Source organism: Bradyrhizobium sp. T-1 (assembly GCF_053592855.1).
Genome location: NZ_CM132115.1, coordinates 3,347,936 through 3,365,797 on the forward strand (window position 1 = coordinate 3,347,936; position 17,862 = coordinate 3,365,797).

Below are 17,862 nucleotides of genomic sequence, written 5' to 3' on the forward strand. Positions count from 1 at the left end.
TGTCTCGCTCCTGCGTCAGGGACGCCAGCCGTAGATCCAGTCCTGCCGCGCCAGCATGCGGTTCGGACCGAGTGCGCGGATCGCAAGATCGCGCGCGAGCGCGAGCGGGCCTCCGAGATGATAGATTCGGCCTTGCTGCCGTGCCGTGCGCTGCACTTTCCTGACACGGACCTGACGGGCGCGGCCATAGTGTGTCAGCGCTGCCGCGACGCTGCCCGCGTCCTCTGCGGCCTTGATGCTCAGATGCCGGGCGAGCACGGCCGCATCCTCGATCGCCATGCCGGCGCCTTGGGCCGCGAACGGCAGCATCGCGTGCACGGCATCGCCGAGCAGCGCGACCGGGCCCTTGCTCCAGGGGCAGCCATCGGGCACGCCGAACAGCGCCCATTTGCGCCAGCTGTCGACGCTTGCGAGCATCATTCGCGCCGCCGGCGGCCAGCGCGGCGCGGCGAAGGCGTCCATCACCTCGGAGGGATCCCCCGGAGTGCTCCAGCCCGGCCTGTTCCAGCTGCCCGGCAGCACCGCCACCACGTTGACTTGGCGGCCGCCCGCAATGGGATAGGCGACGAGATGGGCATTTGGGCCCATCCAGAGCTGTACCCGCCGCGCGGTGTACTCCTTCGGCAGTTGCGTCGCATCGAGCGTGCCGCGCCACGCGATCAGGCCGGAGAAACGCGGCTGCACCTCGGGGAACAGATGCTGGCGCACCGTCGACCAGATGCCGTCGGCGCCGATCAGGGCGCTGGCGAGGTCGCTGCGGCGAATGGTCCCGCTGCGATGGACCACCGTCAGTCCCTTGGCGTGGGGCGCGACATCCTCGAAGGTCGCGCCCAATTTCAAATCGATATCGGGATGGTCTGCGACCGCGCCGGCGAGCGCGGATTGCAGGTCGGCCCGATGCACCACCCAATAGGGGGCGCCGGCGCGCGCTGTCGCCGCCTCGCCGAGCGGCATGCGCAGCAATTCACCGCCGGCGCGCGCGCTCATGATCGAAACCGCCTCCGGAACGACGGCGCGCAGCTTCAGCCGTTCCGTGAGGCCGAGCTCGACCAGCACGCGGCTGGCATTGGGGGAAAGTTGCAGGCCGGCGCCGACTTCCTCGAGCCGCTCGGCCTTCTCCAGCACGACGATGCGGAAACCGCGGGCTGCCAGCGCAAGCGCAGCCGTCAGTCCTCCGATTCCGGCACCGGCAATGACGATCGTTCGCGGGAGGGCCACTGACCGAAGGGAACGGTCAGGCCACCTTGTCCTTCAGCACGCATTCGGGGGGGCGGGCTTCGCCCGGCTTCAGGTCGGCGGCAAAGCGGTACAGCGTCGAGCAGTACGGGCAGATGATCTCGTTGTCGTTGCCGAGGTCCAGGAAGACGTGCGGATGATCGAACGGAGGATTGGCGCCGACGCACATGAACTCTTGCGAGCCGATCTCGATGACGGGAACACCGGCATCGTTATGAAAGTGCGGGACGACATGGTCGGACATCGTAGTTCATCCTGGAGTGGCAATGGCGGCAGACACAATCAGCAGTGACGCGGCATATTATTGACGCCGCGGACCATACTGATGGGTGCAGTTGATTGCTAGCCCGACGGAACCGAAAGGTTCGCAATTGCCCCATGCTCATTTGCTCATGCAAATTCGACACAATCTTGTCGCCTCAGAGAAGCCCTTCTTTCGTCGGGGACGTTGTGTCGCAATTTTGGCATACTATGTCTGTGGACACGCGCAAATGCGGCGAAAGACGTACCATCGCGCGCAAATGACCCTGCGCAAGTGACCCTGCGAATGTCCAGGCTTTCGGCATGAAGTGGCTGCGAATCAGCTCAGCGTTGACCGGGATTGCTGCATGCAGCCTTGTGCTCGCACAGGTAGCGCCGCATGCGCGCGAGGCCGGCGCGATTCTCGCCGCCCAGGACGATCCGGCGGCCATGTCCGAGCTCAAGCTCGATGCGGCCCTCGCGAAGGACGACCACCTGGTCCAGGACAATATCGAAGCCGCGCTCACGGCCGGCGATGCCGATCTCGCCGACAGCTTTGTCGCGCTCGCGCGTGACCGCAACATCGCGCTGCCCGACGACCTCCTGAGCCGGGTCGGCGATGCCGTCAAAGCCGAGAACTCCTCCTCGCATTTCGCCAAGCGCTTTGCCACCGGCCTCGTCACCGGCAATGCCGACGACGTCGCGAGCCTTTCTGGAACGGTGGCCGGCGATCTCTTCGTGATCGGCGATATCAGGGACGTCGTGCGCGAGGGCAAGCATCTCGCCATGGGCGAGGATACCGACCGCCTGGTGCTCGGTCTTGCCACCGCGGGCCTTGCCGTGACGGCCGTGACCTACGTGTCCGCCGGCGGCGCCGCGCCGGTGCGCGCCGGGCTGACGCTGGTGAAGGATGCGCGCAAGGTCGGACGGCTCGGCGAAGGTCTCGCCGCATGGGCCGGCCGCTCGGCGCGCGAGGTGGTCGACACGCCGATGCTTCAGAACGCGGTCGCCAAGGGATCGGTGTTTCGTCCGGGCGAGACCGCGAGCGCGATCAAGGCCGCGTTCCGCGTCGAGAAGGCCGGTGCGCTGGTCCGGCTCGGCAAGGACGTCACGCGCGTCGCCGAGAAGACCGGCACACGCGGCGCGATGGATAGCTTGCGCATCGCCGAAGGGCCCAAGGATGTCGCGCGCGCGGCTCGGCTTGCCGAAGCGCAAGGCAGCAAGACGCGCGCGATCATGAAGGTGCTCGGCCGCGGCGCGCTGCTGCTCGTCGGCGGCGCGTTCGATCTCACGCTGTGGCTGCTCGGCGCGGCGCTGACGCTGTTCGGTCTGTTGTCCTCGATCAAGGCGACCACCGAGCGCCTGACGCAGGCTTGGTGTGATCGCAGACGGGCCCGGCGCCTTCGCCGGGCGCAGATTGCAGCGGAAGCCGCTCTGGCGGACGCGGCACTTACAGCCTAAGATCAATCTTCCCCACAACATTGCGGAACTGCTGATGCCGAGCTTTCACAACGGCGCCGTTGAAATGGCCTATCTTGACGAAGGCGAGGGTGATCCGATCATCCTGGTGCACGGCTTCGCCTCGAGCAAGAACGTGAACTGGGTCTACCCGACCTGGGTGTCGGAGCTGCGCAAGAACGGCCGCCGCGTCATTGCGCTGGACAATCGCGGCCACGGCGAAAGCGAAAAGCTCTACGAGCCCGCGCAATACTCGATCCCGACCATGGCCGGCGACGTGCTCGCGTTGATGGATCATCTCGCCATCCCGCAGGCCGACATCATGGGCTATTCGATGGGCGGGCGGATGACGGCCTGGCTCGGGCTGAACGAGCCGCAGCGTCTCCGCTCGGCCATTCTCGGTGGCATCGGCATCGGCGGCCTGATCGAGGGCACCGGGCCCGGCGAGAGCGTCGCCAAGGCGTTGGAGGCGCCCTCGCTCGACGAGGTCACCGATCCCGTGGGCCGCACGTTTCGTGCGTTTGCGGACCAAACCCGCTCGGATCGCCGTGCGCTCGCAGCCTGCCTGCGCGGCACGCGCGATCTCATGACCAGGGGCGAGGCCGCGCGCATCGACGTGCCCGTGCTGATCGCGGTCGGCTCGACCGATGATGTCGCGGGCTCCGCGAGCGCGCTCGGCGCGCTCATCCCAGGTTCGGAAGTGCTCGATATTCCGGGCCGCGATCACATGCGTGCGGTCGGCGACAAGGTCTACAAGACCGGCGTCCTGGATTTCCTGTCACGCCGCGCCTGAAGTCTCATCGCGCTTTGGATTCGTCGTCGCCAAGCCAGCGAAACAGCGCCATCAGCACGACGAAGGTCGCAACCCACACCATGCGTGCACCGTAGCGGTCATGCGGGCCCGAGATCACGCCGCAGATGAAGGCGTTGCCGAGCAGGGCCAGCGTCACCGTCGTCGCCAGCAGCGTCAGATCGTCGAGCCTGCGGTGGGCAAGCGCGTGTCCAAGCAGCCCGAGCAGCCCCAGCATCGAGACCAGCGCGACCGGGACATGGAGCCAGTTGACGTAGCTGAAATCGAGGGCCCATCGCTGCTGGCGTGCGGCGCGCATCGCGGCCACCTGCGCCGGGATATAGCGCTCGATGATGCCGTAGGTGTGGGGAATCCAGCCGCTGGTGCCTTCGCCGGTCGCGACGTGGAGCATTTGCTGCCCCATCGCCTGCAACGCCGCCTCGGCCTGCCAGGCCGGATAGGCCGCGAGCGAATGCACGACGATGTATCCCATTTCGTCGTTCATTCCCTCGAAGCGGCCGAGCGTGTTGAACATGCTCTTGCCCCACAGGAATTCATCGGCGGTCGCGGGCAGCTCATTGCGATAGGGACAGAGCTTGAAGCTCTCATGCGGGCAGCGGTCGTTGAGGTAGCGCGCGACGATGCCGTCCTGCATCATGCGGCCAAAGGCGACGCCGGTGCCGCCGGGCGTCCAGGCCCACGTGCCTGACAGCGCGTGGTTGGCGGAGATCAGCATCAGGCCGCCCGCGACGATCGTGAGGCTGGCCTGGGCCAGTCCGGCGATCGGCAGGCGAGGTCCCAGGAACGGCCGGGCCATCCAGCCAACGGCGCAGAGCCCGAGCAGCACGCCGAGCGTGGCGCTGTGGGTCGCCGCGGCAAAGGCGGTGAAGACGAACAGCGAGACTCTTTCGATTCCCGAGATGCGGCGGCCGCCGACGATCAGGAGAAACAGCGACAGGATCGAGAGCCCTGCAAAAATGTCGGTGAGCAGCATGCTCGCAAGCCAGGGCAGCGCCGTCGACAGGATCAGCAGCAGGCTGATCGCGACGAAGCGGAATGTCTGCATCAGGCCGAGCACGCGCAGCGTCAGCTGCAACAGCCACAGCGTCGCCAGCGACTGGACCGCGAGGTTGATCCAGAAGCCGAAATTCTCGCCATAATGCAGATAGAGGCCGAACACGGTGGAGCGGCTGGGGACGAGGTAGCCCTCGTACCAGCGCGCCAGATAGCCGCCGGTATCCCATTGCAACAGTGGATAGCCGTTCCAGAACGCGGGCGCGATCATCAGGAGGGGCAGGGCCACCGCCGCCAGCCGCAGCCAGAACGTCCCCGCGGCGCTCGCGCGCAATTGGTCGGTGGTGATGCTCAAAACCGCTCCGTCGTCCGCTGGACCATGCCCGCAATAACGGTCGAGGTGAAATTCACCAATAGTTTGACGCCGCCCGGCTTGAATTTGGCCAGACTCTGACCATTTTGAGCCGACCTTGCCGCCTGGGGGCGCCAAAAGAACCTGTTGTGTTTCAACGCGTTGGTATGCTTTCGCCGGGCAACGCGCTGTTCACTCTCAGGCAAGCCCGTCAGGACTTTGTCGCCTACACTGTGCTATAGAGCCAACAAAACCAGCCCATTCGAAGAGCAGATCCCAGAGAGAAAATCCATGGCAGTGCATCAGGTCAATCCGGGAGGCAAGCTCGCGACGCTCGATCCGATCTGGGATCGGATCCGGGGCGAAGCCGAGGACATCGTCCACCGCGAGCCCGAGCTTGCGACCTTCATCTATTCGACGGTGCTGCATCATAGCCGCCTCGAAGATTCTGTGGTCCATCGCGTCGCCGACCGCCTCGATCACTCCGCGCTCTCGGGCGATCTGGTGCGCCAGACCTTCGACGAGGCCTTGCGCGACGATCCCGATCTCGGCAACGCCTTCCGCGCCGATCTCGTCGCGGTCTACGATCGCGACCCCGCGACCTCGCGCTTCATCGATCCCTTGCTCTACTTCAAGGGCTTCCACGCCATCCAGACCCATCGGCTCGCGCACTGGCTCTATCTGAAGGGCCGCAAGGATTTTGCGTATTACCTGCAGAGCCGCGCCTCGGCGGTGTTCCAGACCGACATCAATCCCGCCGCGCGCATCGGCCGCGGCATCTTCCTCGATCATGCCACCGGCTTCGTCTGCGGCGAGACGGCGGTGATCGAGGATGACGTCTCGATCCTGCACGGCGTCACGCTCGGCGGCACCGGCAAGGAGAACGAGGATCGTCATCCGAAGATTCGTCATGGCGTGCTGATCGGCGCCGGCGCAAAGATCCTCGGCAACATCGAGATCGGCCATTGTGCGCGCATCGCGGCCGGCTCGGTCGTGGTGAAGCCGGTGCCGCATAACGTCACGGTCGCGGGCGTGCCGGCCAAGATCGTCGGCGAGGCCGGCTGTGCCGAGCCGTCGCGCACCATGGACCAGATGATCAACGCGATGGGGCTTTGATCTCGCAAGTCCAGGGGCCGGATTTTGGGGCCGGGTTTTGCCGGCCTTGTCGTCCCCAAATTCTTTGGCAATTCATGCTGGCGGTTCGTCGCGTCTCGTCCTAAAACCCGCCGACCAATTTCGATCGGAGACTTGCCGTGGACGTCAAAGAAGTCAGAAAGCTGGATGCGTATCTGAAGCGCGTGTTCGGCAATCCCAAGATCCGCGTCGTGCCGCGGCCCAAGAAGGACGATTCCGCCGAGGTCTATATCGGTGAGGAATTCATCGGCGTGCTCTTCGTCGACGACGAGGACGACGATCGCTCGTTCCAGTTCCAGATGGCGATCCTCGAGGACGATCTGGTCGATCAGGAATAAGAGCCGATGCGTGCCCCTCGGGGGCACGTATCCAACGCCGCCAGCATGTCCGGGATCGTGACGAATTTCTCCCGAGGCTTGCCGAGCGCGGCTCCCCTGCGTTTCTCGGCCGCATCGATCGTCATCCAATCCGGATAGCTCACGAGGCGTGCGGCCCGGCCGGCGAGGCGCGCAAGCAGCGCGTCGCGGCCATCCGAGCGCGGCCGGCGGTAGGACAGATCGGCCAGCAGGGCCTCAGCCGTCGCAATCCCGCAGCCCCTGTTGGTGCCGATCGTGCCGTTCGGTCCGCGCTTGCTCCATCCGCAGACATAGAGGCCTTCGACCAGAGCAGAACCGATCGCGACGCGTCCGTCGATATTGGCATGGACGCCGCGATGGGCGTCATAGGGAACGCCGGCGACAGGCATCGTCCTGCGGCCAATGCTGCTGAAGGACAGGCCGCACGCGATGTCCTCGACGACGCCCGATCGATGCTTGAACGAGATCGTCTCGATGCGGTCTCGTCCTCGGATCGCGACCGGAGACAGACCAAACCGAAAGACACAGTGCCGCGGCCCGGTCGCGGCTTGCTGCGAAAACGCGCGCAGCAGCGACAGCTTTTCATTGGTTTCCGGATCGTCGGAGCGTTGCGGCTCGAATTCATCCGGTGTGACGTCGCGCAGATCGACCCGTGTGTCGCACGCCGCGAGTTCGACAAACTCGCGCAATTCCTTTGCCGTGAACTTGGCCCGCGCCGGCCCGCCGCGGCCGACGACGTAGATCTCGCGAACCCGGCTCTCCGCCAGAGCTTCGAGCGCATGGCGCGCGATATCTGTCCGGCGCAGCTCGTCGGCCGTTTTTGCGAGAATCCGCGCGACGTCGAGCGCGACGTTGCCATGGCCGATCACGACCGCGGCCTCGTGGCCGAAATCGAACTGGCGATCGCGGAAGTCGGGATGCCCATTGTACCAGGCGACGAAATCGCCGGCGCTGTGATTGCCCGGTAGCGTTTCGCCGGGGATGTCGAGGGCCTGGCTCAGCTCGGCGCCCGTCGCGAGCACGACGGCGTCGTAGGCCATGCGCAGCTCGTCGACCGTGACGTCGTCTCCGACCGTCACGCCGCCGATGAAGTGGAAGCCGGGCATTGCGGCGATGCGGTCGAAGGCCGTCGTGACCTGCTTGAGCTTCGGATGGTCGGGCGCGACGCCGAACCGCACCAGCCCGTAGGGCACGGGAAGCCGCTCGAACATATCGATGGTCATCGGCACGCCCGAGCGCAACAAGGCTTCACTCGTGTAGAAGCCGCTCGGCCCGCTGCCGATGACGGCGACGCGGCGCTCGCTGGCAGCAGGCCTCGTCATCGGCCGAGCGCCACCTTGCGCTCATCGGCGCCCGGCAGGGGCACCAGGCGCGCGCTCAGCACGGGCGTTTCAGCCGCTCGCTTGCGGTTGACGTCGATCCAGAATGTCTTGTCCGCAGGCAAACGATAGTCGGGCTCGATCGCACCGACCGGGCAGGCCGGTGCGCAGCCGCCGCAGTCGATGCAATTCTCCGGATCGATATAGGTCATGGTGTCGTCGACATGGAAACATTCGACGGGGCAGACGGTGACGCATTCGGTGTATCGGCAGCCGCGGCAATTGTCGGTGACCACATATGTCATCGTCAGGCACCACTGACCTGAACGAGGATGTCGGAGAATGTCGGGGCGCGGCCGAGGTCGGCGAACGCGGGCGGCGTCAGCGCGTGCACCGTTGCGCCCTTGCGATTGGAGCGCTGCCAATAGCCTGACGGTGCAACCACGACGCCCGGCATGATGTCCGGTGAAACCGTCGCAAAGGCCTCGAACGAGCCGCGGTCGTTGAACACGCGAATGGGCGCGCCCGCAACGATGCCGCGTTGGGCCGCGTCATCGGGGTTGAGAAGCACCGCCTGCTCCTCGCCGGCCTGGGCGGTCTGGGCCGGCAGGTTGCCGTAGTTCGAATTCAGGAAGGCGTGACTCTTTGGCGAGATCAGGCTGAGCGGATAATGCGTTGCGAGCGCCGGCGCCGTTCGCGCGTTCTCGTTCGGCGGGATGTAGTGGGGCAGGGGATCGACCGGCGTGCCATCCTGGTCGCCATTGTAGCCCTGGCGGAACAGCGGCACCACGAAGTTGCCGCCGCCGGCGATGGTTGATTTGAACTCGCACTTGCCGGACGCAGTCGGAAAATTGCCCTCGCGATGCGGCGCCCAGTCCGCCGGCGCCGGCATGTTGAGGCGCGCATAGCCCTTGGTCTTGACGTCATCGAGCGTGATGCCCGCAAGCACCGGGTTGCTCCAGTCCAGCGAGCCCTCGATGATCTCGTCGTCGCTCCGGAAGAAGGCCGGGTCGGTCATGCCCATTGCGCGCGCGAGCCGGCGGAACAGCTCGGTGTTGGAAACGGCTTCGCCGAGCGGCGCGATCGCCTGGTTGTTGTAGGACAGGTAAAGATGTCCCCAGGAGAACATGATGTCCTTCTGCTCGAGCTGGGTGGTCGCCGGCAGAACGATGTCGGCATATTTTGCGGTGTCGGTCAGGAAGTGCTCGCTGACGACGGTGAAGAGATCCTCGCGCTCTAGGCCCTTTTCGAGCTTGCCCTGCTCGGTCACCATCGCCATCGGATTGGCGTTGTAGACGAACAGCGCCTTGATCGGCGGATCGAAGCCGAGCTCGCCGGTCAGTGCCGCTCCGAGCCGCCAGGAATTGAGCACGCGCATCTTCTCCGGCTGCAGATCGGGACGCATCAGCACGTCCCATCTGACCGGGAACGCCCAGATCGGAAGCTGGAGCAGGCCGCCGCCGACATGTTTCCACGCCCCGATCAGTCCCGGAAGGCAGGCGATCGCGCGCACGGTCTGGCCGCCGCCGGCATGCCGTTCGACCGCGACGCCGATCCGCACGACGGCGGGCGGCGTGGTCGCGAATTCCCTGGCCAGCTTGACGATGTCACTGACGGGAATGCCGGTTTCCTGCGACGCGAATTCCGGGGTGTAGCTCGCCGCCCGTTCCGCCAGCTCGTCGTAGCCGACGGTGTATTTGTCGACGTAGTCGCGATCGACCAGGTTCTCCTTGATGATGACATGGATCATCGCAAGCGCGAGCGCAGCATCGGTGCCGGGGCGGATCGGGATATGCCAGTCGGCGAGGCGCGCCGTGCGGGTCTTTACGGGATCGATGACCACGAGCTTGGCGCCGGCCTTCTTCGCCTGCTCGATGAACGGCCAGTGGTGCGAGTTCGTGCTCAGCGTGTTGCAGGCCCACAGGATGATGTACTTCGAATGCACGAAGCTTTCGGGATCGACGCCCGGGGTGTGCCCGATCGTCATCATGTAGGCGGTACACGAGGCGGAATCGCAGAACGTGCGCTCCAGAACCGTCGCCCCCAACTTGTTGAAGAGGGGATCTCCGACGTTCAGTCCGTTGATGATGCCCTGCGTGCCCAGATAGCTGTAGGGGAGGATCGCCTGCGCGCCGTGCTCGGCAATGATTGTTTTCCAGCGCGATGCGATGGTCTCGATGGCTTCGTCCCAGGAGATCCGTTGAAACTGCCTCGAACCCTTGGGGCCGACCCGCTTCAGCGGATGGAGGATGCGCTTGTCACTGTAGACGCGCTCCTCATAGTTGTTGACCTTCACGCAGAGCCGTCCGCGCGTGAACGGATGATCGGGATTGCCGCGGACGGCGATCGCCTTGCCATCCTCGACCGTGGTCAGGATGGAGCAGGTGTCCGGGCAATCATGGGGGCACGCGCCTATTACCGTGGTCCGGGCCATGGGTCTCTCCGCTTCCCGATTCAACGGGGCCGAGGATGCGGCGGCCGGGGGCGGGCTGGCTTTTCAAAACGTGCGGTGTTGTTGTCCCGGACTGCTCTCGGTTGGTGGACGTCCGGCCGGATGTCTGGCATGCTAATTGCTGGACCCGGCAATACTCCTTACCCACATCGCGCTATCTGGCGGAGATTCACGATGGGTATGCTCGGCAATTCTGTCGATAAATATGTTACCGGCAGAATGCTTCAGACGTCCAACGATCGGCGATGGGGGCATCTACTCGCCGAGCGATGGAGCCACGAGCCGGGCGATCTGCCGCCGCAATTGCCGCGTGACACCGAGATCGCGATCCTGCTGCGCGGCAACTCGGTCGTCGATCGTGAAGGCGCGGGCATGCGGCAGCGCACTTTCGGCAGGAAGGGCACCGTCTGGCTCTGCCCGGCCGGCATCCGCGAAGACTTCATCCGTGTCGAGAGCCAGATGCGGGAATGCCTGCATCTCTTTCTGCCCGGCAAGCCGTTCGACGACACCATGCTCAGGGATCTCGATATCGACCCGTCGGGAATCTCGATCCGCTACGAAAGCATCGACCAGGACATGTTCATCGAGCATGTCGCGGATCGGATCCTGAAGGAGCTTGAACGGGAGACCTCCACCGGCCGGCTGCTGATCGAAAGCCTCGGGCGCGCGTTGTCGGCGCATCTGGTGCACGCCTACTCGGCGACGTCCGTTCGTCTCAGGCAATCCTACGCCGTTCAGAAGCCGCTCGATGCCAAGCGGCTGCTGCGCGTGACGGAGTTCATCGACGATTCCGTCGAGCGCGACGTCACGGTGAAGGATCTGGCATCGGTGGCCTGCATGAGCCCGGCACACTTCTCCCGCAGCTTCAAGGCGGCAACCGGCACTGCGCCGCACGAATATATCAGCCGCCAGCGCCTCGATCTCGCCAAGCGGCTGCTGTCGACCAGCGATCGCCCGCTGGTCGACATCGCCTATGCCACGGGATTCTCGTCGCAGGCCAATTTCAACCGCGCCTTCCGCAAGGCGGTCGGCACGACGCCGAGCCTGTATCGGGCGCGGAGGGGCCGCGACTGAGGTGGCGCCGGGCGCGTGGGCCCCGTGCGGTACGATCTATTTCCTTTCGAGAATCCGCAGGCGTGCAATGGCGTCGGCGACCGTCACACCTTGCCCGTCGACGAGGTCGGCCTGCACGACCATGTCGCGCTCCGTTCGCTCGACGACGCGTGCTCTCGCCGTGATCGGCCCGACGCCGGCTGGCTTCAAAAAGCGCGTATCGAGGCTCCGGGTTACGACGGTCAGGTTTGCGGAGAGCATCGCAAGCCCGGCAATTCCGGTTGCGGAGTCCAGCATCGCGGCGAGGAAGCCGCCCTGGATCGTCCCGTGCCTGTTGGTGAAGGATTGCTGAGCCTGGAAACGGATCAGTGCGATCTCGCCCGTTTCGTCAAACCCCAGCCACTCGCGTCCGAGCAGTTGGGCTCCGGGCGGTAGATGTGCTGTTGCGTCGCTCACGTCGGTCATCGCACTGTTTTCTCAACGGGAGGGTATCAAGCAGTCGATCCGGCGCAAGACCTCTCGGTGACGAGGCGATCGGCAACAATCTGTGAGTAGGAGGCGCGATCGCGCGTATCTAGAGTGCCGCGGCTCGCCCTGATATCATTACCTCGATATGGACGCAGAGTCTTTTGAAATCGCTCGCCTGACCGAGGAATCGGGCCTGCCGAAAACAATCGCTGCACTTCAATTCGCGTTCTGGGGGGCGTTGACAGGCTATAGCTCGGCCACAGATTACGAGCAGTTTCTTTGCCGTGCGGCTCGTTCCCGCCAATTGCCGGAAGTTCTGGTCGCCCGGCGTGGCACGACGTTCGTTGGCTCAGTCAATCTGCTCGCCAGCGAGATGACGATACGTCCTGCACTTTCGCCATGGATGGCGCAGCTGTTCGTGCCTGGTAATGAGCGGAGCCAAGGGGTTGGAAACGCGCTCATTGATGCTGCTGTCGCTAGCGCTGCGAAGTTGGGCTATCAACGGCTCTATCTCTACACGTCGGGGACCTTGCCGGGCTATTATGCGTCTCGCCACTGGCGGCCGATCGAGGAGCTCGAATATCTCGGTAAGACGCGCGTCATCATGGTCTATGATCTGGCTTGATGGCTGCAGAATGCGCTTGGCTTGCGGTGCTCAGCGCTGAGCCGTCATCGCCGTCGCCACCGCCTGAAGCTCTTTGACGAACTCGGCGATCGCTGGATTGCGCCTTTCACCGGTGCGAAACGCCGCGAATATCCGTCGCGTGATGATCGGCTTGATCTCCTTGAGGCGTAGCGTGCCGATATGATCGCGCCCACGCAGCCCCGGATTGATCGAGACCGAGCAGCCCGCCTCGACCATGGCCCGGACAACTTCGAAACTGTGGCAGCGCGCATTGACGATGGGATCGAAGCCGGCATTGCGACAGGCGCCGACAATCACGTCCGAATAGGTGGCGGACGTCGTGTCGAGCACCCATCGTTCCGTCGCCAACTCCGGCAAGGTGAGGTGAGGCCGCTCCGCCAGCGGATGGTCGCGCGGCAGCAGGACGTGCAGGTGGTCGTCCAGAAGATGCAGCATCTCGACCTGTGTCTCCGAGAGACTTGCTGATGTGGTCAGGTCGTCGACAATGGCGACGTCCGTCTGCCACGCGCGCAAAGCCGCGAGGCTGTCGTCGGGCTCCAACTCCTCGAAGATCGTCACCAGATCGGGGAAGCGAGCCGACATCGCCCGGATCGTTGGCGGAATCAGGGATGCGGCGACCGAGGGAAACGCCGAGACGCGCAGTTCGCCGGCGACGGTCTTCTTCAGCTCCGCGAGGTCGGTCTTCGCTTCCTCCAGAATGCCAATGACCCGCCCGGCATGATCCACCAGACGCTGTCCCGCCGGCGTCAGCCGCACGCCGCGGCCCCTGCGTTCGACCAGTTCAACTCCGGTCTCGTCTTCGAGCTGCGCGATTTGCTGCGAAACGGCCGACGGAGAGATCAGCAAGGCTTCGGCCACCGCTGCCATTGTTTTTCGCAGCGAAAGCTCACGAAGGGTGCGGAGTCGGGCGAAATCCATCCGTCAGCTCCAAAAAGTGCTCAGGACACAATCATGCATTTATTCTAATGTATATAGCGAAATTAATTAAGTAGACCAGAATTGTTTTGCGGCAGTAGCCTCATTCCTCAGAGCAGTTCGGGTCTTCACAAGAGGAGCACATCCCAAGCCCGGCTGAGACACGTGGGACGACGGCAACAGAGGGGTTTCGAATGGCTCGTTTCAAATTTCTGGTCGCTGCGCTTGCCGCAGCATCGCTGTGGGCGAGCGGTGCTTCCGCCTCCGTTCTCGACAACGTCAAGCAGCGCGGCATCCTCAACTGCGGCACCGACAACACGGCGCCGGGCTTCGGCTATCTCAACACCAAGACCGGCAAGATCGAAGGGTTGGATGCCGATTTCTGCCGCGCCATGGCCGCTGCCGTTCTCGGCGACGCCAGCAAGGTCAACTTCGTCATCGTCACCGACAAGAGCCGCTTCAACGCCCTGCAGACCGGGCAGGCCGATGTCGTCTTTGCTCATACGACCATCAAGCCGGTGCGCGAGTCGGCGATCGGCATCGATTTCCTGCCGATCAATTTCTACGACGGCACCGGCATGATGGTGAAAGCTGCGTCCGGTGTGAAATCCGTCGCGGAGCTGGACGGCGCGACGATCTGCACGACGCAGGGCTCCGGCACCGAAGCCACGCTCGCCGCCTTCGTTCGCCAGCGCGGCTTCAAGACCACCAAGGTGCTCACCTTCGAGAATCTCGAGAAGCTGTTTGGTGCGCTCCAGAGCGACCGCTGCAACGCGATGTCGACGGACAAATCCGCGCTCGCGGCGTGGCGCGGCAACTCCGGAAAGCCGGACGATTACACGATTCTGCCCGAGACGCTGAACAAGTCGCCGTTCGCCGGCTTCGTGATCGCCAACGATTCCAAATGGCGCAATCTCCTGCGCTGGGCGACCTTCGCGCTGTTCCAGGCGGAAGAATGGGACATCACGACAGCCAATCTGTCCGACAGGATGAAGGACGAGAGCGCCTTCGTGCAGAAATTCCTCGGCGTGAAAGACGGTTTCGGCAAGGATTTCGGCGTCGCTGACGATTTCGTCGCCAGCATGATCAAGTCGGTCGGCAATTACGGCGAGATCTATGATCGCAATCTCGGACCCAAGACGCCATACTTCATCGATCGTGCCGGCACGCCCAATGCCATGTGGACCAAGGGCGGTGCCGAGTACTCGCCTCCGTGGAACTGAGCACATGGGGCGAACCTAACGGCTCGCCTCGATCTCGGGAGGGCGTCGTGAGCACAGAGATCGCCGAATATCACAGCATCCCGCCCGCGCGTCGCGGCCTGCTGATTGCGTCCAAATGGTTGTTTCAGGCTGCGATCGTTCTCGTGGTGGCAGGGCTCGTCATTTGGCTCGGCCTCGCCGTCCGCGAGGCACTGGCTCGCAAGGGCATCCAGTTCTCGTTCGGCTATCTCGGCAACGTCGCGAATTTCAGCCTCAGTGAAGGGGTCGTGCCTTCGTTCGTGGGCCACTGGCCGGACCTGGAGCCTTTCTCTCCCGCTCACACAAATCTGCAGGCCCTGCTGGCGGGCCTGTGGAATTCGCTGAAGGTCGCGCTTTCGGCGATCGTTCTCTGCACCATGTTCGGCACGCTGGTCGGCATCGGCCGGCTCTCGACCAACTGGCTGGTGCGCAACCTCTGCTTTGGTCTGGTCGAAGCCATCCGCAACACGCCGCTGCTGATCCAGATCGTGTTCTGGTATTTCGCCGTGGTCCTGCGGTTTCCTCCCGCCAATGCCGCATCGAACTGGTTCGGCGGCCTGCTTGCCAGTCGTTCGGGTGTGTTCTTTCCCGGCCTTGCGATCTCCGGGCGTGCCGGCGCTGCGTCATGGGGATTGCTCGTCGCTGCCGTTGCACTGGTCGTCGCCTGCCTGGTTCTGCGTGGATTGCGACTCCGGTTGATCCTCTTGGCAGCGGCGATCTCGGCCCTGATGGCAGCCGCCTTCATCGGTTTTCCGCTTGGCCTTGACCTTCCGGTCGCGACCCGGTTCGGCGCGCGCGGAGGCTTTGCCATTTCACCGGAGATGACGGCACTGCTCCTTGCGATCGTCGTCAACAGCTCCGCCTATGTCGCCGAGATCGTCCGCGGCGCGATCGAGTCCCTGCCGAAGGGACAATGGGAGGCCTCGGCCTCGCTCGGATTGTCGCGTTCCCATACGCTGCGCGACATCATCCTTCCCCAAGTCTTCCGGATCGTCCTGCCGTCGCTCGCCAACCGCTACATCAGCCTGACCAAGGACACCTCGCTCGGGATCGCCATCGGCTTTCCGGATCTGTTCAACGTCTACGGCACCGTCTCGAACCAGACCGGGCGAAACCTCGAAGGCGTCGTGATCGTGATGCTGACGTACCTCGCACTAAGCTGGATCATCAGCGCCTGCGTGAACGGCATCAATGCACGCGTCAATGGACGGAGGGGGCGATGACCACGGTCGCGCTGCGGTGGGTCCACCGCAATCTGTTCGCCAAGCCGTTCGATACAGCACTTTCGCTCGTCGTCATCCCGATGCTGGCCTGGGCGGTCTATGCCTTTGCGCACTGGGCGCTGATCGAGGCGCATTGGCAGGTCGTCGGCGGCAGCTTCAAGGTGCTGATGACCGGCATCTATCCGGCCGGCCAGTTGTGGCGGGCATGGTTCTCCGTTGCGACGCTCTGCGCGATGTTCGGCGCGGGCCTCGGCCTTTCGCTGCGCCCGGGCCGCGCGGCGCTGACGGCCGTCGCGTCGGTCGCGATCCTGATCGCGGCGGCGTTGGCAGCCGCGATCGACGTGCATTCCGGCATGCTCACCGCGGCCTGCGCTGCGCTCGGCATGGCCGCCTGGATCGGCACCCAGCGTTCGGCTGTGGACCAGCGCATCGTGCTGTCAGGACTCCTCGCGGGCGTGGTCGCCATCTTCGTCGTGCTCTCGCCGCCGGGCTTCGAGGTCTGGGGTGGTCTGCTGCTCAGCGTCGTCCTGACGATCGCGGTCTCGATCCTGACCCTGCCGTTCGGCATCCTGCTCGCGCTTGGCCGGCAAAGCCGCATCACCAGCCTGCGCGTGATCTCGACCGCCTATATCGAGACGATGCGGTCGGTGCCGTTGATCCTCGTCGTTTACTGGATTTGGATCATCGTGCCGCTGCTGGCGCCGGATACGTCCGTTCCGGGTCTGCTGCGCGGCATGGCCGGTTTTGCGCTCTTCTTCGCGGCTTATGTCGCCGAATATGTCCGCAGCGGACTTCAGGCGGTTCCGAAAGGCCAGATCGAGGCGGCGAAATCGCTCGCGATGAGCAGCTGGACGCTCAACGTTGATATCGTCTTGCCGCAGGCGCTGCGGGTTGTCGTTCCCTCGCTGGTCGGACAGATCCTCGACATCTTCAACGGCGCGACTTTGGTCTTCATCATCGGCCTGACCGATTTCCTGCGCGCCGGACAGATGATCCTCGCCGATCCCCAGAACAGCGGCCGGACCTACGAAATCTACGTCTTCCTGTTCGCCGTCTATCTCGCCATCGGCGGGGCGATCACCTACGCCTCGCGCCGATTAGAAGCCCATCTCGCAAGGGGATCACGATGAACGCCATCCAGATTCCGACAGCCGCAACGTCGCGCGATGTCATCGTCAGCATCGGCCGCCTCAACAAGTCCTTTGGCGCGTTTCATGTCCTGAAGGACGTTGATCTCGACGTCGGTCGCGGCGAGGTCGTCGTCATCATCGGCGCCAGCGGCTCCGGAAAGTCGACCTTGATCCGCTGTGTCAACGGCCTGGAGATGTACCAGAGCGGGCGGCTGACGGTCGACGGCTTCAACATGCCGACCGAAGCGGATCGCGCGATCGGCGGCGAGAAGGAGCTGGCCAGGATCCGCAAGGGCGTCGGCATGGTGTTCCAGCAGTTCAATCTGTTTCCGCATATGAGCGCGATCGACAATGTCGCCATTGCGCCGATCCGCGTTCGCGGCCGCAAGCCGGACGAGGCGAGGGCGAGCGCGTTGCGTCTGCTCGATCGGGTCGGGCTGCACGATCATGCTCACAAGCTTCCGGCGCAATTGTCCGGCGGTCAGCAGCAGCGCGTTGCAATTGCGAGATCACTCGCGATGGAGCCGCATATCATGCTGTTCGACGAGCCGACCTCGGCGCTCGATCCTGAGATGGTCGGCGAAGTGCTCGACGTCATGCGCGAGCTCGCGCGTGAAGGCATGACGATGATGATCGTGACCCACGAGATGGGCTTCGCCCGCGAGGTCGCCGACCGCGTCGTCTACATCGATCACGGACGCATCCTGGAGATCGGCACGCCGACTGAGATCTTCGACCGGCCGACCCATGAACGAACCAAAACCTTTCTCTCGCGCGTGCTCCGTCACTGACAGAGCCGGCACCACCCCACGCGCGGACCAAGCGCATTCCGATC

18 protein-coding genes are annotated in these 17,862 nt (G+C 64.3%); 10 read left to right on the plus strand and 8 right to left on the minus strand.

Translation table 11 applies throughout. The features are described from left to right. Window positions 1–15: 15 nt before the first annotated feature. Both ACWAT4_RS15955 and ACWAT4_RS15960 read right to left on the minus strand, forming a co-directional pair. Window positions 16–1,218 carry an FAD-dependent monooxygenase gene (locus ACWAT4_RS15955; RefSeq protein ID WP_449730892.1) on the minus strand — a complete coding sequence of 401 codons (1,203 nt, stop codon included), beginning with the start codon at window positions 1,216–1,218 and terminating at the stop codon, window positions 16–18. Window positions 1,219–1,234: 16 nt separating this feature from the next. Beyond that, window positions 1,235–1,480: a zinc-finger domain-containing protein gene (locus ACWAT4_RS15960; protein ID WP_008562814.1), complete on the minus strand. Its 246-nt coding sequence runs from the start codon at window positions 1,478–1,480 to the stop codon at window positions 1,235–1,237. A gap of 320 nt (window positions 1,481–1,800) precedes the next feature. Between ACWAT4_RS15960 and ACWAT4_RS15965 the strand changes: the two genes are divergently transcribed. Further along, on the plus strand, window positions 1,801–2,937 hold the full coding sequence (locus tag ACWAT4_RS15965; RefSeq protein WP_212301765.1) for a hypothetical protein: 1,137 nt from the start codon (window positions 1,801–1,803) through the stop codon (window positions 2,935–2,937). A gap of 34 nt (window positions 2,938–2,971) precedes the next feature. Further along, window positions 2,972–3,727 (plus strand): alpha/beta fold hydrolase, encoded by a 756-nt coding sequence (locus ACWAT4_RS15970; protein WP_212301764.1) that lies wholly within the window; start codon window positions 2,972–2,974, stop codon window positions 3,725–3,727. Window positions 3,728–3,731: 4 nt separating this feature from the next. Here ACWAT4_RS15970 and ACWAT4_RS15975 read toward each other — a convergent pair whose 3' ends face one another. After that, the gene (locus ACWAT4_RS15975; protein WP_212301763.1) at window positions 3,732–5,093 is read right to left on the minus strand and encodes a hypothetical protein; all 1,362 of its coding nucleotides are present in this window, start codon (window positions 5,091–5,093) and stop codon (window positions 3,732–3,734) included. A 288-nt stretch (window positions 5,094–5,381) separates the two neighbouring features. Between ACWAT4_RS15975 and cysE the strand changes: the two genes are divergently transcribed. Further along, entirely contained in the window at window positions 5,382–6,206 is an 825-nt protein-coding gene (gene cysE, locus ACWAT4_RS15980) for a serine O-acetyltransferase (RefSeq protein ID WP_212301762.1), read from the plus strand. A gap of 137 nt (window positions 6,207–6,343) precedes the next feature. Continuing rightward, window positions 6,344–6,562 (plus strand): DUF3126 family protein, encoded by a 219-nt coding sequence (locus ACWAT4_RS15985; RefSeq protein WP_007602550.1) that lies wholly within the window; start codon window positions 6,344–6,346, stop codon window positions 6,560–6,562. On the opposite strand, the gene ACWAT4_RS15990 is transcribed toward ACWAT4_RS15985, so the two are convergent. Genes ACWAT4_RS15990 through ACWAT4_RS16000 form a run of 3 tightly spaced genes read right to left on the minus strand, consistent with a single transcriptional unit; the run spans window position 6,553 to window position 10,333 of the window. Then, window positions 6,553–7,902, minus strand: coding sequence for an FAD-dependent oxidoreductase (locus ACWAT4_RS15990; protein WP_449730893.1), 1,350 nt, complete (start codon window positions 7,900–7,902; stop codon window positions 6,553–6,555). The genes ACWAT4_RS15985 and ACWAT4_RS15990 overlap by 10 nt on opposite strands. Continuing rightward, a complete protein-coding gene (locus ACWAT4_RS15995) occupies window positions 7,899–8,204 on the minus strand; it encodes a ferredoxin family protein (RefSeq protein WP_212301760.1) in 306 nt (101 codons plus the stop codon). Before ACWAT4_RS15995 ends, ACWAT4_RS15990 begins: the two co-directional genes overlap by 4 nt. A gap of 2 nt (window positions 8,205–8,206) precedes the next feature. Next, the gene (locus tag ACWAT4_RS16000; protein WP_212425197.1) at window positions 8,207–10,333 is read right to left on the minus strand and encodes a molybdopterin-containing oxidoreductase family protein; all 2,127 of its coding nucleotides are present in this window, start codon (window positions 10,331–10,333) and stop codon (window positions 8,207–8,209) included. A 192-nt stretch (window positions 10,334–10,525) separates the two neighbouring features. On the opposite strand from ACWAT4_RS16000, the gene ACWAT4_RS16005 reads away from it, so the two are divergent. Beyond that, window positions 10,526–11,425, plus strand: coding sequence for an AraC family transcriptional regulator (locus ACWAT4_RS16005; protein ID WP_449730894.1), 900 nt, complete (start codon window positions 10,526–10,528; stop codon window positions 11,423–11,425). A 36-nt stretch (window positions 11,426–11,461) separates the two neighbouring features. Here ACWAT4_RS16005 and ACWAT4_RS16010 read toward each other — a convergent pair whose 3' ends face one another. Next, window positions 11,462–11,869 carry a PaaI family thioesterase gene (locus ACWAT4_RS16010; protein WP_212301758.1) on the minus strand — a complete coding sequence of 136 codons (408 nt, stop codon included), beginning with the start codon at window positions 11,867–11,869 and terminating at the stop codon, window positions 11,462–11,464. A 148-nt stretch (window positions 11,870–12,017) separates the two neighbouring features. Between ACWAT4_RS16010 and ACWAT4_RS16015 the strand changes: the two genes are divergently transcribed. After that, window positions 12,018–12,497, plus strand: a complete 480-nt coding sequence (locus ACWAT4_RS16015) for a GNAT family N-acetyltransferase (protein ID WP_449730895.1) — start codon at window positions 12,018–12,020, stop codon at window positions 12,495–12,497. Between the two features lie 30 nt (window positions 12,498–12,527). Here the strand turns inward: ACWAT4_RS16015 and ACWAT4_RS16020 are convergent, their stop codons facing one another. Next, the gene (locus tag ACWAT4_RS16020) at window positions 12,528–13,436 is read right to left on the minus strand and encodes a LysR family transcriptional regulator (RefSeq protein ID WP_212301756.1); all 909 of its coding nucleotides are present in this window, start codon (window positions 13,434–13,436) and stop codon (window positions 12,528–12,530) included. A 191-nt stretch (window positions 13,437–13,627) separates the two neighbouring features. Between ACWAT4_RS16020 and ACWAT4_RS16025 the strand changes: the two genes are divergently transcribed. The 4 genes from ACWAT4_RS16025 to ACWAT4_RS16040 are packed head-to-tail and all read left to right on the plus strand — an operon-like array spanning window position 13,628 to window position 17,818. Then, a complete protein-coding gene (locus ACWAT4_RS16025; protein WP_212301755.1) occupies window positions 13,628–14,656 on the plus strand; it encodes a transporter substrate-binding domain-containing protein in 1,029 nt (342 codons plus the stop codon). 47 nt (window positions 14,657–14,703) lie between these two features. Beyond that, complete coding sequence (locus ACWAT4_RS16030) at window positions 14,704–15,897, plus strand: ABC transporter permease subunit (RefSeq protein ID WP_449730896.1); 1,194 nt, start codon at window positions 14,704–14,706, stop codon at window positions 15,895–15,897. Beyond that, window positions 15,894–17,027 (plus strand): amino acid ABC transporter permease, encoded by a 1,134-nt coding sequence (locus ACWAT4_RS16035; RefSeq protein WP_449730897.1) that lies wholly within the window; start codon window positions 15,894–15,896, stop codon window positions 17,025–17,027. The genes ACWAT4_RS16030 and ACWAT4_RS16035 overlap by 4 nt, the downstream gene beginning before the upstream one ends. Beyond that, entirely contained in the window at window positions 17,024–17,818 is a 795-nt protein-coding gene (locus ACWAT4_RS16040) for an amino acid ABC transporter ATP-binding protein (RefSeq protein ID WP_249154243.1), read from the plus strand. Before ACWAT4_RS16035 ends, ACWAT4_RS16040 begins: the two co-directional genes overlap by 4 nt. The last annotated feature ends 44 nt before the right edge of the window (window positions 17,819–17,862 follow it).

What these genes read in the sequence shown, in the direction of transcription:
- ACWAT4_RS15970 (WP_212301764.1), top strand. Translation starts at nt 2,972, where the DNA reads ATGCCGAGCTTTCACAACGGCGCCGTTGAAATGGCCTATCTTGACGAA.
- ACWAT4_RS16015 (WP_449730895.1), top strand. Translation starts at nt 12,018, where the DNA reads ATGGACGCAGAGTCTTTTGAAATCGCTCGCCTGACCGAGGAATCGGGC.
- cysE (WP_212301762.1), top strand. Translation starts at nt 5,382, where the DNA reads ATGGCAGTGCATCAGGTCAATCCGGGAGGCAAGCTCGCGACGCTCGAT.
- ACWAT4_RS16040 (WP_249154243.1), top strand. Translation starts at nt 17,024, where the DNA reads ATGAACGCCATCCAGATTCCGACAGCCGCAACGTCGCGCGATGTCATC.
- ACWAT4_RS15995 (WP_212301760.1), bottom strand. Translation starts at nt 8,204, where the DNA reads ATGACATATGTGGTCACCGACAATTGCCGCGGCTGCCGATACACCGAA.
- ACWAT4_RS16005 (WP_449730894.1), top strand. Translation starts at nt 10,526, where the DNA reads ATGGGTATGCTCGGCAATTCTGTCGATAAATATGTTACCGGCAGAATG.
- ACWAT4_RS16020 (WP_212301756.1), bottom strand. Translation starts at nt 13,436, where the DNA reads ATGGATTTCGCCCGACTCCGCACCCTTCGTGAGCTTTCGCTGCGAAAA.
- ACWAT4_RS15960 (WP_008562814.1), bottom strand. Translation starts at nt 1,480, where the DNA reads ATGTCCGACCATGTCGTCCCGCACTTTCATAACGATGCCGGTGTTCCC.
- ACWAT4_RS15990 (WP_449730893.1), bottom strand. Translation starts at nt 7,902, where the DNA reads ATGACGAGGCCTGCTGCCAGCGAGCGCCGCGTCGCCGTCATCGGCAGC.
- ACWAT4_RS16025 (WP_212301755.1), top strand. Translation starts at nt 13,628, where the DNA reads ATGGCTCGTTTCAAATTTCTGGTCGCTGCGCTTGCCGCAGCATCGCTG.
- ACWAT4_RS16035 (WP_449730897.1), top strand. Translation starts at nt 15,894, where the DNA reads ATGACCACGGTCGCGCTGCGGTGGGTCCACCGCAATCTGTTCGCCAAG.
- ACWAT4_RS15965 (WP_212301765.1), top strand. Translation starts at nt 1,801, where the DNA reads ATGAAGTGGCTGCGAATCAGCTCAGCGTTGACCGGGATTGCTGCATGC.
- ACWAT4_RS16000 (WP_212425197.1), bottom strand. Translation starts at nt 10,333, where the DNA reads ATGGCCCGGACCACGGTAATAGGCGCGTGCCCCCATGATTGCCCGGAC.
- ACWAT4_RS16010 (WP_212301758.1), bottom strand. Translation starts at nt 11,869, where the DNA reads ATGACCGACGTGAGCGACGCAACAGCACATCTACCGCCCGGAGCCCAA.